18 protein-coding genes are annotated in these 15,001 nt (G+C 67.3%); 9 read left to right on the top strand and 9 right to left on the bottom strand.

All coding sequences use genetic code 11. The annotated features are described in order from the left end of the window. The 6 genes from ACFKCF_RS18645 to ACFKCF_RS18620 all read right to left on the bottom strand — a co-directional run. Nucleotides 1-184 (bottom strand): hypothetical protein (locus tag ACFKCF_RS18645; RefSeq protein ID WP_394495098.1); only part of this gene is annotated, 184 nt, incomplete at its 3' end. A 284-nt stretch (nt 185-468) separates the two neighbouring features. After that, nucleotides 469-708, bottom strand: coding sequence for an integrase core domain-containing protein (locus ACFKCF_RS18640; protein WP_394495096.1), 240 nt, complete (start codon nt 706-708; stop codon nt 469-471). Beyond that, nucleotides 666-1,367 (bottom strand): IS3 family transposase, encoded by a 702-nt coding sequence (locus ACFKCF_RS18635; RefSeq protein WP_394495094.1) that lies wholly within the window; start codon nt 1,365-1,367, stop codon nt 666-668. Before ACFKCF_RS18635 ends, ACFKCF_RS18640 begins: the two co-directional genes overlap by 43 nt. A 5-nt stretch (nt 1,368-1,372) precedes the next feature. Next, nucleotides 1,373-1,744 carry a transposase gene (locus tag ACFKCF_RS18630; protein ID WP_394495092.1) on the bottom strand — a complete coding sequence of 124 codons (372 nt, stop codon included), beginning with the start codon at nt 1,742-1,744 and terminating at the stop codon, nt 1,373-1,375. Nucleotides 1,745-1,854: 110 nt separating this feature from the next. After that, complete coding sequence (locus ACFKCF_RS18625) at nt 1,855-2,997, bottom strand: serine hydrolase domain-containing protein (RefSeq protein WP_394495090.1); 1,143 nt, start codon at nt 2,995-2,997, stop codon at nt 1,855-1,857. Beyond that, entirely contained in the window at nt 2,997-4,508 is a 1,512-nt protein-coding gene (locus ACFKCF_RS18620) for an alpha/beta hydrolase (protein WP_394495089.1), read from the bottom strand. The genes ACFKCF_RS18625 and ACFKCF_RS18620 overlap by 1 nt, the downstream gene beginning before the upstream one ends. 121 nt (nt 4,509-4,629) lie before the next feature. Between ACFKCF_RS18620 and ACFKCF_RS18615 the strand changes: the two genes are divergently transcribed. The 9 genes from ACFKCF_RS18615 to ACFKCF_RS18575 all read left to right on the top strand — a co-directional run bounded on the left by ACFKCF_RS18615 (nt 4,630) and on the right by ACFKCF_RS18575 (nt 11,835). Continuing rightward, a complete protein-coding gene (locus tag ACFKCF_RS18615) occupies nt 4,630-5,280 on the top strand; it encodes a response regulator (RefSeq protein ID WP_394495087.1) in 651 nt (216 codons plus the stop codon). A 35-nt stretch (nt 5,281-5,315) separates the two neighbouring features. Beyond that, the gene (locus ACFKCF_RS18610; RefSeq protein ID WP_394495112.1) at nt 5,316-6,404 is read left to right on the top strand and encodes a sensor histidine kinase; all 1,089 of its coding nucleotides are present in this window, start codon (nt 5,316-5,318) and stop codon (nt 6,402-6,404) included. Between the two features lie 498 nt (nt 6,405-6,902). Then, nucleotides 6,903-7,139, top strand: a complete 237-nt coding sequence (locus ACFKCF_RS18605; RefSeq protein ID WP_394495110.1) for a recombinase family protein — start codon at nt 6,903-6,905, stop codon at nt 7,137-7,139. 266 nt (nt 7,140-7,405) lie between these two features. Then, nucleotides 7,406-7,843, top strand: a complete 438-nt coding sequence (locus ACFKCF_RS18600) for a hypothetical protein (RefSeq protein ID WP_394495086.1) — start codon at nt 7,406-7,408, stop codon at nt 7,841-7,843. A gap of 72 nt (nt 7,844-7,915) precedes the next feature. Then, a complete protein-coding gene (locus ACFKCF_RS18595) occupies nt 7,916-8,080 on the top strand; it encodes a hypothetical protein (RefSeq protein ID WP_394495085.1) in 165 nt (54 codons plus the stop codon). A gap of 269 nt (nt 8,081-8,349) precedes the next feature. Then, nucleotides 8,350-8,859, top strand: coding sequence for a hypothetical protein (locus ACFKCF_RS18590; protein WP_394495083.1), 510 nt, complete (start codon nt 8,350-8,352; stop codon nt 8,857-8,859). Further along, a complete protein-coding gene (locus ACFKCF_RS18585; protein WP_394495081.1) occupies nt 8,856-9,788 on the top strand; it encodes an oxidoreductase in 933 nt (310 codons plus the stop codon). Before ACFKCF_RS18590 ends, ACFKCF_RS18585 begins: the two co-directional genes overlap by 4 nt. An 804-nt stretch (nt 9,789-10,592) precedes the next feature. Further along, nucleotides 10,593-11,282, top strand: a complete 690-nt coding sequence (locus ACFKCF_RS18580) for a hypothetical protein (protein WP_394495080.1) — start codon at nt 10,593-10,595, stop codon at nt 11,280-11,282. 97 nt (nt 11,283-11,379) lie between these two features. Further along, nucleotides 11,380-11,835, top strand: coding sequence for a S26 family signal peptidase (locus ACFKCF_RS18575; RefSeq protein ID WP_394495078.1), 456 nt, complete (start codon nt 11,380-11,382; stop codon nt 11,833-11,835). A 93-nt stretch (nt 11,836-11,928) separates the two neighbouring features. On the opposite strand, the gene ACFKCF_RS18570 is transcribed toward ACFKCF_RS18575, so the two are convergent. The 3 genes from ACFKCF_RS18570 to ACFKCF_RS18560 all read right to left on the bottom strand — a co-directional run bounded on the left by ACFKCF_RS18570 (nt 11,929) and on the right by ACFKCF_RS18560 (nt 14,662). Then, complete coding sequence (locus ACFKCF_RS18570; protein ID WP_394495076.1) at nt 11,929-13,734, bottom strand: ABC transporter ATP-binding protein; 1,806 nt, start codon at nt 13,732-13,734, stop codon at nt 11,929-11,931. 18 nt (nt 13,735-13,752) lie between these two features. Further along, nucleotides 13,753-14,295: a hypothetical protein gene (locus tag ACFKCF_RS18565; protein ID WP_394495074.1), complete on the bottom strand. Its 543-nt coding sequence runs from the start codon at nt 14,293-14,295 to the stop codon at nt 13,753-13,755. Nucleotides 14,296-14,458: 163 nt separating this feature from the next. Beyond that, nucleotides 14,459-14,662, bottom strand: a complete 204-nt coding sequence (locus tag ACFKCF_RS18560) for a hypothetical protein (protein WP_394495072.1) — start codon at nt 14,660-14,662, stop codon at nt 14,459-14,461. Nucleotides 14,663-15,001 lie beyond the last annotated feature (339 nt).

Below are 15,001 nucleotides of genomic sequence, written 5' to 3'. Positions count from 1 at the left end.
GCGCACCAGCTCCACCATCTGCCGGCGAAACTCCGGCGGATAGTTGTTCGGCACAGCAGACTCCTTCTTCCGGGAACCAGGGTTCCCCAGAGATCAGGTGTCCACCAAACCGGGCCAACTCCACTGACGGGTTCAAACAGGTTCCGATGGGCACCATGTTTTCTGCACTGATCAGGTCTGCCAACAGAGGCCGGTTCAGATGGAGGGTCTCAACCGAGAGATGCCTCGCGCCGTCATGTTGCTGATTGTGCTGAAGGGCAGCCGATCAGGCCGAGCCACCTTGTTCAATCCCTCGTACGACAGACCTTGGCTTGATCCAAGGCCAGGTAGTTAAGGTTTTTGAGCTGTTGGCAAGAGCGCTGCGGAGATTGGCTCGGCGGTGTAGACGCCTGGTTTGATCTTGTGGATGAGTTGGCTGGCGGCCCAGCGCGATAGTTGTGTCAATCCCCTCAAAGCGTGGAGACGGTCCTATGCCACAGCGGCCCTCAGCAGGGACATTGACGCTTGCCGCTTCTCGATCATCTGAAGCTCGAATGTGACAGGCGGCAGCCCGTCGTTGGCACTGTGCCTGCGCTTGACGTTGTAGAAGTCCGCGATCCAGGTCGCAATCTTCAGCCGAGCCTCCGCCCGGGTGCGGAAGCGGTGCCGGTAGACGAACTCAACCTTCAGGGTGCTGTTGAGCGACTCGGCGGCTCCGTTGTCGAGCACCCGACCCGGCCCATCGACTGCACCACCCCGTGCTTGCGGCATTCGGCCTGGTAGCGGGCAGCTGTGTACTCCGACCCGCGATCCGAATGGAAGATCACTCCATCCGCGTCACCACCGCGCGTGACCACGGCCATCTGCAGCGAGGCGACCGTCAGCGCCGCGTCATGGTGCTCGGACATGGCATAGCCGAGCAGCCGGCGGGAGAACAGGTCCTCGACCGAGGCCAAGTACAGCGGCCCCTCATCAGTGCGGATCATCGTGACGTCGCCGACCCACAGCACGTCCGGAGCGACCGCGGTGAACTTCCGGCGCACCAGATCCGGCGCGGCCGGCCGCTTGCCCTGCCGGGTCAGCGAACGGGGCTTCTTCTGCCTGCGGCCGGCCAAGCCGAGTTCGGCCATCCGCCTGGCCACGGTGTTCTCCGACAGCTTCCAGCCCTCGGCCCGCAGGTCCTGGGCGATGCGTGGCGAGCCGTAGGTGCCACCGGAGGCGGCGAAGTGCCGTTCAATCTCCTCATCCAGCCGGGCGCGCCGCTCTTCCCGAGCTGTTGGCCTGCGGTTCTTCCATTTGTAGAACCACGAGGACGACACACCCAGCGCACGGAAGCAGATCTTGTGGGGGACACCAAACTCGGCCCTCTGGGACTCGATGAACTCCACCACGGTTATCGGTTCAGCGAGTCCTTGACCCATAGGACCACAGATCGTTTGAGGACATCACGCTCGTCCTCCAGCTCGGCACGCTCCTTCTCCCAGGCGGCCTTCTCCTTGGCGTGCTGCTTGACCAACTCGGCCTTCTCCCGCCGCAGCCGCGCCAACTCCTCCTGCTCGGACTCCTTCAGCTTGCCGCCTCCGTTGCCGTCCCGCCCGACCTGCCCCGTTGCGTGCCGGTCCATCTGCACCCAGTTGTGCAGGTTGTACTCATTGATACCCAGGTCCCGCGCGATGTGCGCGACGGGTTTGCCGGTCTCCTTGACGATACGCACCGCCCCAGCCCGGAACTCCGGATCAAAGCGACGCCTCGTGGTTCCTGCCACGACCAAACCTCTCTCGGTTCGGTCTCCACGTTACGAGGGGAAGCCCACATCCGGCGCCGGCCCCGCGCCACGTAGTCGCGCCTACAGTTGAAATGATCGAGCCGGAGGTGTCAGTCCGGACGGCACAGGGCGTGGTCGATGAGCGCGATGCTCGCCTTGTCCTGGGGGATCTGAGCTGCTGAGAATCGGAGTGTGAAGGTGGCCGCGGCTGCGGCGCGGCGGCCGTCGCCGGTGACGCCGCTCTCAGAGACGATGCCGAGGTTCGTGCCGCCGTGGAACCATATGCCGTGTGCGCAGCCAGTCGCGGGACGCCAGGCGATGCCCAGGCCGTATCGGGTTCCGGCGGCCGCGATCCAGTCCTTCGCCTCGACGGTCTGTCGCATCGCGGCGAGTTGTTCGGGTTTGAGCAGCCGGCCGCCAAGCAGGGCGCGTAGGAACGTGGTCAGGTCGCCGGGTGTACTGATGAGACCCCCGTCGGGGCCGCCGGTGGCCAGAATGGAGGTATCGGTGGGCCGGGTGGCGCCGGGAAACCAGGAGTAGGCCCTGGCGGTGGGTTCGGGGACGTAGGCGGAGGTTCCCGGCGTGATGGTGTGCCGGAGGCCGAGGGGACGCAGGATGCGGTCGTGGATCTCTCGCGCCCAGGGGTGCCCGGTGACCTTCTCGATGATCAGGCCCATCAGGAGGTAGTTGGTGTTGGAGTACGCCCAGCGCGTCTCCTCGGCGGGATCGGTGTCACCGGGCATCCATTGGGGAGGCTGGCGCATGGCCAGCTTGACGAGTGCGCGCGGGGTGAATGTCCGGAAGCGTTCCCTCAGATAGCCGTCGGGGGTGAGGTCCTTGCCGATGGGCAACTGCGGCACGTAGTCGGGCAGTCCGCTGGTTTGCCGCAGGAGGTTCTTGACAGTGATCTTACGGCCGTCGTTGCCGTTCCCCCGGATCAGTCCGGGTAGCCATTTCTCGACGGTGTCGGTCAGCGCCAGCTTGCCTTCGCCGACCAGTTGCAAGGCGATGACCGCGGTGAAGGTCTTGGTGTCGCTGCCGATGCGGTAGTAGGCGTTCCACGGCACCGGGCGGTGTGAATCGTGCTCGGCGATCCCGGCACGGAAGCTTTGCCCGGCTTCGCCGGACTGCACCTGTACGAGGATTCCGCTCGCGCCGGTGGCGATGATCGCGTCGACGTCGCGCTGCAGCGGATGGGACCCGGTCGTGAGGTTCGCGATGGCGGCGACGGTCATAAGGATCCGGGTGGCCATCAGTCCTTGTTCCCTTGGGCGCAGTCGATGTCCTGGGTGGGGAGGGAGCCGTCGGTCAGGTAGGTGTTGACCAGCCGTTCGGCGCAGACACTTGGCTTGTGCCCGTCGCTGCGTCGGATGTAGACCCCGTGGGCACGGAGGTCGACCGTGATCAGCCGTGAGCCGGTGAGCTTGCGATGCAGGGCGACGGCGCCTTCGTACACGGTGTTGATGTCGTGGCGGCCCTGGAGCATGAGCACCGGCACGCGGTTGTGGATCGGGGTGCCTGCCTCGCGCGGTGGGAAGGGCCAGAACGCGCAGGGGGTGATGCTGTTGGCCAGCGCGCCGAAAACGGGCTGGGTCGCCCGGCTGGCCCGGATGTCATGCCAGTAGCGCTCAGGGTCACGGGGCCAGCCGCCGGCCGGCCATCCGCCGTCGCCGCACAGGACGGCCAGTTGTCCTGCCATCCAGCGGTCCACCTCGGGGCCTTTCGCGACGAGCAGCCGCAGAATCGCGGTGAGGGCGGGGCCGGGCTCGACCTGTTCGCCGGCGGCGGCGTCGGACAGCTCGCGTACCGACGCGGCCAGGGCGGCGTTGTCGTCCTGCTGCTGGAGGAATCGCGAGAGGATGAGCGGAAGCCGGTGCCCGTCGACGGTTCCCTGGCCGATCTTGATGGGTTCACGTTCGCCGGCGGCCAGCAGCTTCGTGACCGTGGCGCGCACCTTCGCCCGGGTGTCTCCCAGCCGGTAGGTGCTCGACCGTTTGGCCGTCCACGTCGCCCATGTGTCCAGGGCGGTCTCGCTGCGCGGTCCCGTCCGCTGGAACAGCTCGTACTGCGTGGCGCCCGGATCGGTGGAGCTGTCGAGGATGATGCGTCCGGCACGGTGCGGGAACAACTGGGTGTAGACCGCGCCGAGGTCGGCGCCGTACGAGACCCCGTAGTAGGAGAGGGTCGTCTCGCCAAGAGCAGACCTGATCAGGTCCATGTCGCGAGCGACGTTACGCGTGGAGGCGTACGGCAACAGACCGGCGTTGCCCTTCTGGGACGCGCACCGCCGTGCGATGGCGCGCATGTCGTCGGTCATCGCGTCGAAGCCGGCCCGGTCGAAACCGGGTGAACGCTGCCAGACCTGGCCGGAGCCGCAGCTGATGGGGGTGCTCTCACCGACGAAACGCGGATCGAAGCCGATCAGGTCGTACTGGCCGGCCACCTGCTTGAGCGTGGCGCGCAGATGTGCGGCGAACCCCAGGCCGGGTCCGCCTGGGCCACCGGGGTTAGCCAGCAGGACGCCCTTCCGGCGGCCGGGATCCGTGGCGCGGATGCGGGAGATCGCGATCTGGATCGTCCGGCCCGTGGGCGCCGCGTAGTCGAGGGGCACGGTGACCTTGGCGCATTGGCCGTGCGCCTCGGCCAGTTCTTGCTGATCCTCGGGACACGGGCCCCAGACCAGGTCCTGAATCGTCGTCGTTTCGTGGGACAGCGGCACCACGCCCGTCACGCCGAGCAGCACCGCGAGGACTAAGGAGGTCAACGCTGGGATCCTTCCTATGAGATGGCCGATGAGACCGCTCAAGGATCAGGCCGAAACTCGCCGTGCACATCTGCCGTTCGGCGGATATCGGCGCGGCGATCCCGTGTGCCACTCTCGTTTCGTGACGATCCGCTTGCTGATCGCCGACGATCAGGACATGGTCCGCCGAGGGCTGCGCCGCATCCTGGACCACCAGCCGGACATACAGGTGATCGGGGAGGCTCGCGACGGGGAGGAGGCGCTCGACGTCGCCCGTGCCCTACGCCCCGACGTGGCGCTCGTCGACATCCGGATGCCCCACATGGACGGGCTGGAGGTGACCCGGCAGATGGCGGGCACTCCCACGCGGGTCGTCATCGTGACGACATTCGACCTCGACGAGTACGTGTACGCCGCACTGCGTCATGGCGCCTCCGGCTTCGTCCTGAAGCGTTCCGGAGCCGTTCTGCTGGCCGAGGCAGTACGCGCCGCCGCGGCCGGCGACAGCCTGATCAGCCCTTCCATCACCGTCCGCCTCCTGAAACGCCTGGTCGCGCCTGTCCCAGGTACCGGCGCCGGACCCGAGACGCTGACACCGCGAGAGATCGAGATCGCCGCTCACGTGGCGGAGGGCAAGACCAACGCCGACATCGCCGCGGAGCTGTTCATCTCCTCGGGGACCGTCAAGACCCACGTCGCCAGCATCCAGCGGAAATTCGGTGTGCGTAACAGGGTGGGGATCGCCATCCGGGCGTGGGAACTCGGGTACGCGGCAGGGCGGGACTTGCGGTGAACGGCCGTCACTGGCTCGTTTGCGGCGTGGCCGCGATGATTCCCTGTGCCGCGCTCATCACGCAGCCGTCCTCCCTGGTCATCGCCTGCTCGGCCGCCGTGGCCCTGGCGACCGCCTCGCTGGGCCGGCCGATCGGGCGGCTGTCCTTTGCGGCGGCCACGACGTCGGCGGCGATCGGGTCCATCGTGGCCGGCATCACCTATCGCGGTCCGCTGGACCTGGCCGGGTTGTGGGGTGTGGCAGAGGGCGGCGCCCTGCTCGTTATGGCCGGTCGAGTGGCGAGACGACTGCCCGCGAGGTCGGCGATCGTCACCACGGTGGTACTCGAAGCCGCACTCGTGGCCCTCTGTCTCCGTTCCACTCTGCGTGTCCCCGTGTCGGCGTGGGAGGAGTCGGCCATCGGCGCCGTACTGGCCACCGCGCTTTTGGCGTGTGCCGTCTGTATCGGCCTGTACCTGCGGCTCCTGGACGATCGCAGGGACCGCGCAGTGGCCGGGGCACGTCGTGCTCAGCGTCTTGACGTGGCGCGTGACCTGCATGACTTCGTGGCGCACGAGGTGACCGGCATCCTGATCGAAGCCCAGGCAGCCCAGCTCGACGGCCTTGAACCGGCCGAGGCCGGTCAGATGTACCGCCGTATCGAGGATGCCTGCGTGCGGGCGCTCTCCTCCATGGACCGCGCGCTGGAGGTGCTGCGCAACCCGGAGAACCGGCCGTCACCGGCCGCCCGGCCGTATGGCATGGCCGACCTGCCTGCCCTCATCGGGCGATTCACCGCCACCGGTTCTGCCTCGGTCGAGTTGTCCTCTGGGCCGGACCTGCCGGCCGCGCTGCCCTGGGAGATCGACACCACCGTCTACCACGTCGTTCTGGAGGCGCTGACCAATGTCCGCCGCCATGCCGTCGCCGTGAGCCGCGTGCTCGTCGCCGTCCATGTCACGCGCTCCGATGTGGTGGTCACCGTCACCGACGACGGACACAAGAGACACGCCCTGGCCGGGGACAGGCGTAAAGGTACTGGACTTGCCGGGCTGGCCGAGCGGGCACGGGCGCTCGGTGGCACCGTGACCGCGGGTCGTACAAGCCATGGCTGGCGGGTCCGATGTGCGCTGCCCCTGGAATGAATCGGAGTCTCGGCGACAAAACTCCGAGACGTCGCAAGGGGAACTGCGCCGCGCTGGCCGTGGCTCGGCACAGCGGCATCCAGCCCGATACGACGCGATCGCCGCGCCGACGCTGCTGGCGGCCGGTATCGCCAGCATGCTTACGGCGTTTCCGCTGCATTGGCTGCCATGCTGTGCTCGCCACGGTGCTGTCCGGCTACGGCCTCGGGGCAGGCCGGGCCGGCAGAGGCCGGGGGGGTCCTGCCGTACGACCTGCCACGGCTGCACCCCCAGCCGTCTGTGCCGAAGCGGTGGCGCAGCACCAGCACATTCCGCCGCTCGATGAATGCGAAGCGGGCCCGGCCCAGCCGCCTGTGTGGCCGCCCCCCTCCGCCTGCCGCTCGGGTCGGCATCACCGAAGGAAATGTAACCTAGTGATCGCTGAGGGGTCCGGGCGAGCGTTCAGCGCAGTGCTCCAGCCGCCGGTGATCAGAGTGGTGTTCCGTAAGGGGATCCTCAATCGGAACACCCGCCAGCCGATACAGAGCCCCAGGTCAGGGTGCTCCGGATAAGTGTTCCTACATCGACCGCGGCTTCTCCGGCACCACTCACCACAACCGCGCCGGCCTCGACCATGCCCTCGCTGCCGTCTGGAACGGGTGGGTGTTCACCGTGACCAGGTTCGATCGGTACGCCCGCAAAATGACTGAGGTCAAAGAGATTTTCACTCACCTGTCTGACCGTGAGTCCTGCTGATGGACGAGCCGTTGGCTCCGTGGACGAGCAGACGCGGCGCCTGCTGCAGGTAGAACTGCTGGCAATCCGGGAGGAGCACCGGCTGACCGTCGTGTTCATCACGCACAGCATGGAAGAGGCGGTCCTGCTGGGCGACCGCGTCGTACTGATGAGCGCGCGCCTGGACGCATCGCCGAAATCGTCCCGGTACCGCTGCGACGGCCGAGTTCCAGCGACATCAACGCGCTCGAACGCTCCGGCACGTACGTCGAGATCACCGCCTATCTGTGGGACCGGCTCCGCGATATGCACGAAGAGCACCGCCGGCCGCCCCGCTCAGCCTGGCCGCCGGCGCGGCGGCATGGGAGCCCATCGGACATCTCGTCGGCGTGTCGTTCTTCCCGCCGCTGAGCACGGTGCTGGTCCGCCTCGCGGACATGGCCGGCAACAGGGTGATCTTCAGCAGCCTGGGCGACAGCCTGCTCAACCTCGTACTCGAATTCGCCATCTCCCTGGCGGCCGGCCTGGTCAACGGCGAGATGTTCATCGCCGTCGTGGGCCTGGGCCGCGTCGTCACCGAGGCGGGCGGGCGGTTCGACAGCGCCAGTGTACCGGCCTTGCTCCTGGGCATCATCGCCGTCGCACTCGGCGGCGTCGCCCTGGTCCAGGTCGTGGACCGCAGGATCACCTGCTCGATTCCGAAGATGTCACGAGGAGAGCGATGAAGTCGACTCGTACCGGCATATCCTGCCCGCCCGCTACTTCGAGCGCATGCGGAACTCGCCGTCGACCCGGGCGTGCTCAAACGCTGGCTGGAGTTGTCCGCACTGCACGACCTCGACGAGCGGCTGCGGATCATGGACGAACTCGGCGGCTACCAGCAGATCCTCACGCTCTCATCATCCCCGATCGAACTGCTCGCCGGTCCGGGCGAGCTCGCGGCCGATTTTCCGGGCCGTTGAGCACCACTTCGGCAGCCTGTCGGAAACCCTGCTAATCCCGATACCTCCCTTGAGGGGCCTTAACCCCCTGCAGATCAGCTACCTGCCGGTTGAGGACGCGCTCAGGGACGGGGTTCGAGTGGCCGTGTTCAGCTGATAGCGGGGCGGACGGCGCGGTGCCTGCCAGCCTCCTGTGCCGGATCTGAGTGGCCCGGAAGGCCGTCTTCGCGCTACTTGACGCTCACTGTCTAGTACTTGATACTGATCGTCAAGTAGAAGTGGGAGTTGCGTTGAGCGAGGAACTGCCGTCCTGGGGTGAGCTGGCCTCCCAGTTGATCGGTCTGGTGGAGGTGCGCCTGCTCGATCCGCTGGAGATCCTTCTGGAGTCACGCTCGGACCTGTCGCGAGTGCGCAGCCGGGTGGTCGAGCGGGCCGGAGCGTGGGCTCACGCGCTGCTGGGCGAGGACGAGGACCTCGCCCGGCGCACCGCCATCCGGCTGGTGATCACTCTCTATCCCGGTGACCACGGCTTCAACCCGCCGCCCGGGTGGTGGCAGACTCCGCTCGGCCAGGTCATGGTCCGCAGGGTCGGCCATCCGGCGGCGGAGGCCGTTTCCTACGCGGTGGCGGGCGCGATGCTCGGCATCACCCGTCAGGGCGTCCACGACCTGGTGACCAGGGGCAAGCTCGACCGGCACGAGAGCGGGGGCGTGACGACCGCCTCGGTACAGCGACGAATCACTTCATCCCACGCGCGAGAGACCCCGCCCGCGCACATTACGAGAAGAGGTCAGCAGTGAGTCAGGAGAGTAAGCCCGCCGCCACCGCGGGGCGGCTCCAGCCGGCCGACGGCCTGAGCATCAACCGGCTCGGCTACGGCGCCATGCAGCTTCCCGGCCCGATGATCTGGGGCCCGCCCGCGGACAAGGACGCCGCGCTGGGGGTGCTGCGCCGGGCGGTGGAGCTAGGCGTCGACCACATCGACACCAGCGACGCCTACGGCCCGCATATCGCCAACGAACTGATCCGGGAGGCGCTCCACCCGTACCCGGAGAACCTGGTGATCGCCACCAAGGTGGGCATCGTCCGGGACGAGTACAAGACGTTCAACGCCGAGGCCGGACCCCAAGCCCTCCGGGACCAGGTCGAGGAGAACCTGGCGACCCTTGGCCTGGCCCAGTTGGACCTGGTGTACCTGAGGGTCGGCGGCGACGGCATGCTGTTCCCCGCCGAGACCCCCTTCGAGGAATCCTTCGGCGCGCTCGTCCAGCTCCGGGAACGAGGCCTGATTCGCCACTTGGGACTTAGTGGGATCACCGTTGAGCAGTTGGAGAAGGCCCGCGAGATGGCCCCGGTGGCATTCGTGCAGAACCGTTTCCATCTACTTGATCGGGGCGCGCTGGACGTGTTGCGCTACTGCGAGGACCACGACATCGCGTTCGTGCCGTATTTTCCGCTCATGTCGGGCATGCTGAACCCGGGCATCGACAAATCCCAGCTCCCCCCGGGCCTGAGTTTGACCGATGATCAGGAGACGGCCCTTGATGCGATCGCCGCCCGCCACGGTGCCACCCGCGCCCAGATCGCCCTGGCGTGGCTTCTGTCGGTGTCGCCAGCAACTCTCCTGATCCCCGGAACCAAGTCCGTCACTCACCTCGAGGAGAATCTCCGGGCTGGGATGATCGCGCTGACCGAAGACGACATCGCCGAGCTAGCCAAGTTCGCCTGATCGCAAATGTCAGGACGGCAGGCCCGTCCGGTTCACCTTGCTGGAGATGTTCCAGCAGGCCAGTGCCCTGAATGAACGCTGTCACCGCGATGAGCGCCACACCGTGCGCGGTCCTGGAGGTGGCACACTCCCCAGCGATCGCAGACAATACAGAGCACTTGATCAACAGTCCCTGCCCGTAGACCCCAGGAAGACCCATTTGGAGGCTGGGGACATCTTCGGGCACGGGGCCCTATCTGGAGGGCCGGATCGGAATGGGCGGAGTGACCCAATCACCGACGTCGCACGCGAGCAGATCTACCATCTCAGCATCAGACGCCTGATGCGGCTCCCCGACCACGACACGACTCCCTGAGCCGGCCGGCGACCTGTGCGCCGCTCTCGGCCCGAAGACCGGCATGTGCGTAGCCGATGGCGCGCCTTGATCCACCGTCCGCGCCGCCCGCGCTCAGCTGTCCAGTCGAGCAAGGTACGCGTTCGTTGAGTATTCCATGGACGCCGAAGTAGGGTTCATGCGTCGTCCATGATCGGCGTTTCGCCGATGCCCCAGCCTGGCAAAAAGGGGGTCGTATGGCTGTTCACACGCTGGTCGCTCTCGCTCTGGTCGCCGTGTCCGGGACCGGACCCGCTCAGCCGCCCATAGGCCCGTTACCCGCTGGAGTGGCCACGATCGTGGCGAAGCTGGCGGGGCGGCCGGTGCAGTTCACCTCCTTTTCGAGCCTCCGCGACCATGAGCAATGGATCGACGGACGGGTGTGGGATCCACGTCAAGGGGCGTTCGTTAAGGCAGGCGGGGAGGTGGCGGTGTCTCCCGACGGACGCCGGCAGACCACTCTTGTCCGCACACCCCCCGGCCACAGTCAACCCACGGTGCACCTGCTGGATCGCAGGAGCGGTCACACCACCAAGATCCCGCTCTCCGTCTCCACCGACCCGAGCCGGCCGGGCAACCACCTGATCACGCGGTGGCCCACCTGGTCACCCGATGGCCGCAGGCTGCTGCTCAATGTCTTCGAGGCCGGGTACGCCCCTCGTTCGGAGGGCATCGTGCTGATCGACGTCCCCTCGATGAAGTCGCGTTTCCTCCAGATCAGAAAAGCCTGGCTCACGGGATCCAGCTTCCAGTGGACGCGCGATGGTAAGGGGGTGGTGGTGCGCTGGGGCAAGAGCGGCAAGTCGTCCATCCGCCACTACGACCTCAAGGGTGTCCTTCAGCGGACCTGGCACGTCGCCGGCCGCCCGGCCAGTCAGGGACAGGGCACGTTCACTCCGTCCGGACGTCGATTCGTCACCTCGTGCATGACCGCGGAACGGTCGGCGTGCGTATGGGACACCAAGACCGGTAAGGCCGTCACCCGTATTGAGCTGGGCATCAGCCCGGCGTGGACTTCCGTGCTCGGCTGGTACGACGAACGCCCCTGCTCGCCCCCACCCGGGAGGGCGTCGGCATCGTGGACCTGCGCGGCCATGTCGTCGAAACGCTCGTCAAAGTGAGTGACGAGCGAGGCTTCTGGCCCCGCTTCGACGCGCGGGGCAGGAGCTGAGCCGTACCGTACGTCGTGATCCTGCGCTGGGAAGGTGGGTTGACCCGATGGTGGTCAATGATCGTTGCCTGCTGGTGTCCCTTGGGGCGCTGGGGGCGGCGGCCGCGGTTGGTGTGGGGTGGTTGCGCCGGAATTGGGCGGTGATCACGGTCGTCGGGCCGAGCATGGAGCCGACGTACCACCATGGGGACCGGGTGGTGGTACGCAGAGCGGCAAGATCCACTGTGTCTGCCGGCGATGTCGTGGTCATCGAGCGACCGAGTGGCGATCCCGTCGGGCGTGATCAGCCGACGGGGATCCAGAAGGGCCGGTGGATGATCAAGCGGGTGGGTGCGGTGGCCGGGGACTCCGTACCAGACGGCATTCCGGTCACGGACGCGATCGTGCCGGAAGGCCGGCTTGTGTTGCTGGGCGACAACGCCGAGGCCAGCTTTGATTCCCGGCAGGCCGGGTATTTTCCGGTCGCCCTCGTGCTCGGGAATGTCGTACGGCGCATGCGCTGAACCTCTGGCGCACCAGCACGATCACGATGGTGCGGACGCCACCGCGACCGGCGGGCGACACCCTGCTCACCCCGCCGCGCCACTCCCTTCCCTTCAGTGGCCGGCCTGATAGCCGGACGCCTGCAGCCGGAACAGCTCGGCGTACAGACCGCCGGTGGCGATCAGTTGCTCGTGCGTGCCACATTCCGTGATCGCCCCGTCGTCGATCACGACGATCTGGTCCGCACCACGCACCGTGCCGAGCCGGTGCGAGATCAACACGCTCGTACGTCCCGTGCGATGCTCACGCAGCCGGGTGTGCACTTCATGCTCGGCCACCGCATCCAGCCCCGAACTGGGCTCGTCGAGGATCAGTAGATCGCGTTGGTCGCGCAGGAATGCGCGGGCGAGCGCCAGCCGCTGCCACTGTCCGCCCGACAGCGCCACCCCTGTGTCCAGGTCGTCCTTGCCCTCCTCGGACCCGAAGATCCGCGATAACAGTGTGTCGTAGCCGTTCGGCAACCGTTCGATCGTGTCGTGGATTCCGGCCAGCCGTGCCGCGGCCATGATCCGCTCCTGGTCGCCCAGCGCGTCGACGTCGCCGAGCGCGATGTTCTCCCTCGCGGTCAGGTCATAATGCATGAAATCCTGGAACACCACGCCGATACGCCGCCGCAACTCGGTGAGCTCCATGTCGCGCAGGTCGGCCCCGTCCCACAGGATCTCGCCTTTGGTCGGGTCGTACAGCCGGCACAGCAGTTTCACCAGCGTTGATTTGCCGGCGCCATTGCGTCCCACCAACGCGACCGCCTCCCCGGCGGGCAGGAACAGGTTCACACCGGCCAAAACCCACGGATGCGCCTCGGAGTAGCGGAACCACACATCGCGCAGCTCGATTCCCCGCCTCAGCGCGGGCACGGGCACCGGGCGGGCGGCGACCGGGAGGTCAGGGCCCGCCTCGACCACGGCGATGACGTGCTCGAACAGCAGCAGCTGCGAATGAGCGCCGGCCAGGGATGTCGTCAGCATGGCCAGTGTGCCCTGCACCCCGGCGATCGCCGCGACCTGCATGGTCACGTCCCCAGCGGTGATCACACCCTGGTAGGCGTTCACCATCGCCCACAGCAGCCCTGCCCCGGCGACCGCGGCCGATAACAATCCGAGCCCACCCTGAGTGAGCAGGTCACGCAGGTCCATCCGCCGTCTCTCCGCGTCGGCCGTACGGCGTTCGGCCATCATTCGCCCGCGCAGGAACCGGCCCGATCCGAACAGCCGAATCTCCTTGGCCGCCTGAACGTCGCTCAGCAGGGTGGCGAAGAAGTATTCCCGGCGCTCCACCGGACCCAACGTCCACATCATCCCCGCACGCCGCCGCGACAACCGCAACTGCGCCACCAGCGCCGGCACCCCGGCGACCATCACGATCACCGCCATCACCGGGCTGATCACCGCCAGCGAACCCACGAACCCGATCGCGGTGACTGCCCCGCCGAGCAGCCCGATACAGTGCTGGACCAGCGTAGCCGGCGATTGCGCTCCCATCAGCTGTGCCAGCCGCAGCCGGTCCAGGAACCCGGGCGTCTCGAACCGCGTCAACCCCGCGAAACCCTCCACCGCGTGGTAGAGCTGGTCCTGCACCCGCCGCGCGACCGCCCTGGCGGACTCCTGCTCGAGAAGCACCGACACCCGCGGCAGTAACGCCAACCCCAGCCCCGCGCCCACCAGACCGGAGGCCAGCCACACCAGCGGCTTCAACCCGCCGGACCCGCCCTGGGCCAGCGCGTCGATCACCAGCTTCGTCAACCAGGCCGCGACCACCGGCAGTACGGCCGTCAACACGGCCACCAGCAACTGACCGACCATCAGCCGCGGTGCCGATCGCAACGCCAGCCGAATTGCCGCCGGCACGGTGGCCGCCATTGACCTACGCGGCATCGGCTACGCCATCGCCTTGACCGCCGTAGCGACCGCCGTCAGCCCGCCCGAGACCGTCACCACGCGCGCGTCGCCGACCAGTGCGAATGCCGGGTAACCCAGCACCTCGAACGCCTTCACGATCTCCGCGTCGAACGACGCCACCATGACCCGCGCCATCGGCGACAGCGCCGTCACCTGGTCGGTGGCTTCCGCCTCCGGGCCGGCCACCACGGCGAGCACCCGGTCCCGCCCGCCTGGATGCACGGCGGCGGCGTCGATGAACTCCGGCAACAGCTTCACGCAGGCGCCGCAGCCCGGCGAGAAGAAGCCCACCAAAGTGCCCGCCAGGAGATCTTTCGCGGCCAGCTCATCACCGTCGACCGTGGTCGCGGTGAACGCCCCCACCGCCGAGCCCGCACCGATGATGGCCTCCGGCCCATCGGCCCGCCGCCGCGCCAGCAACTCGGTGTGCTCACGCAGCCGTCGGACAACGCCGTACGTCAGCAGCAGATTGAGCGAACACAGCACGCCGAGGAGAACGACAGCCGCGATCAGATAGGGCATCAGCGCACCATTTCTCTACAACGCGCTACGGCCCGCCGGGCGAGGAATGGCGCGATGGCAGACACTGTGAAAGAAGAGCTGGATTTCCGTGTTTCATGACCGACCGAATGGCCCCACCGAAACCGGCACGGCCATCCGGCGAATCAGAACGCCACCGGCTCACTCACGGGCGCGGGTACCAGCACCCGCAGGAGACGTCCCTGTGCTCATCCCAGTAAAGCGTGCCCTGATGGATGGGGTCGTAGGCGCAGTTGCCCACGGGCCTGCACTGCGGCGGCGGCGCCGCCTCCGCGATCGCCTTCGGCGCCACGAGCTGGAGCAACTGATCGCTGGCCTGCCGCAGCCGATCGCTCAACATCCTCAGCATGTGTCTCTTCCTCTCGATCGTGGTTCGCGCAGGGAGCGACGGTTCGGTGCGGTCGCGCACGGTCGCCGTGGGTCTGGACGTCGCGATCAGAGCCGGTTCATGCAATGCCGCCAATGGATTTGCACACCCGCTTCCCTTCTGTATTTCCGTCGCCGGCCCTGACAGGCGGAGTGTTGGTGTCCGAGTGCCTCCGGCGGGGGCACCTGAGGCGCGGTTCAGGGCCGAAATGCCACGTTCCCTACGCTATCCCGAAGGCGTTGAGACGTCGTTGCAGAGTCGTTGTCCCCCTGGTCAGAGCATTCCGTACGAGATTGCAGCAGCCAAATCCGGCTCGGCCAT

The sequence above is a fragment of the Nonomuraea sp. JJY05 genome (assembly GCF_043496855.1).
Taxonomy (GTDB): domain Bacteria; phylum Actinomycetota; class Actinomycetes; order Streptosporangiales; family Streptosporangiaceae; genus Nonomuraea.
The sequence above is the reverse complement of the archived record's forward strand: the minus strand, read 5'-3'. Positions and strand labels throughout refer to the sequence as shown.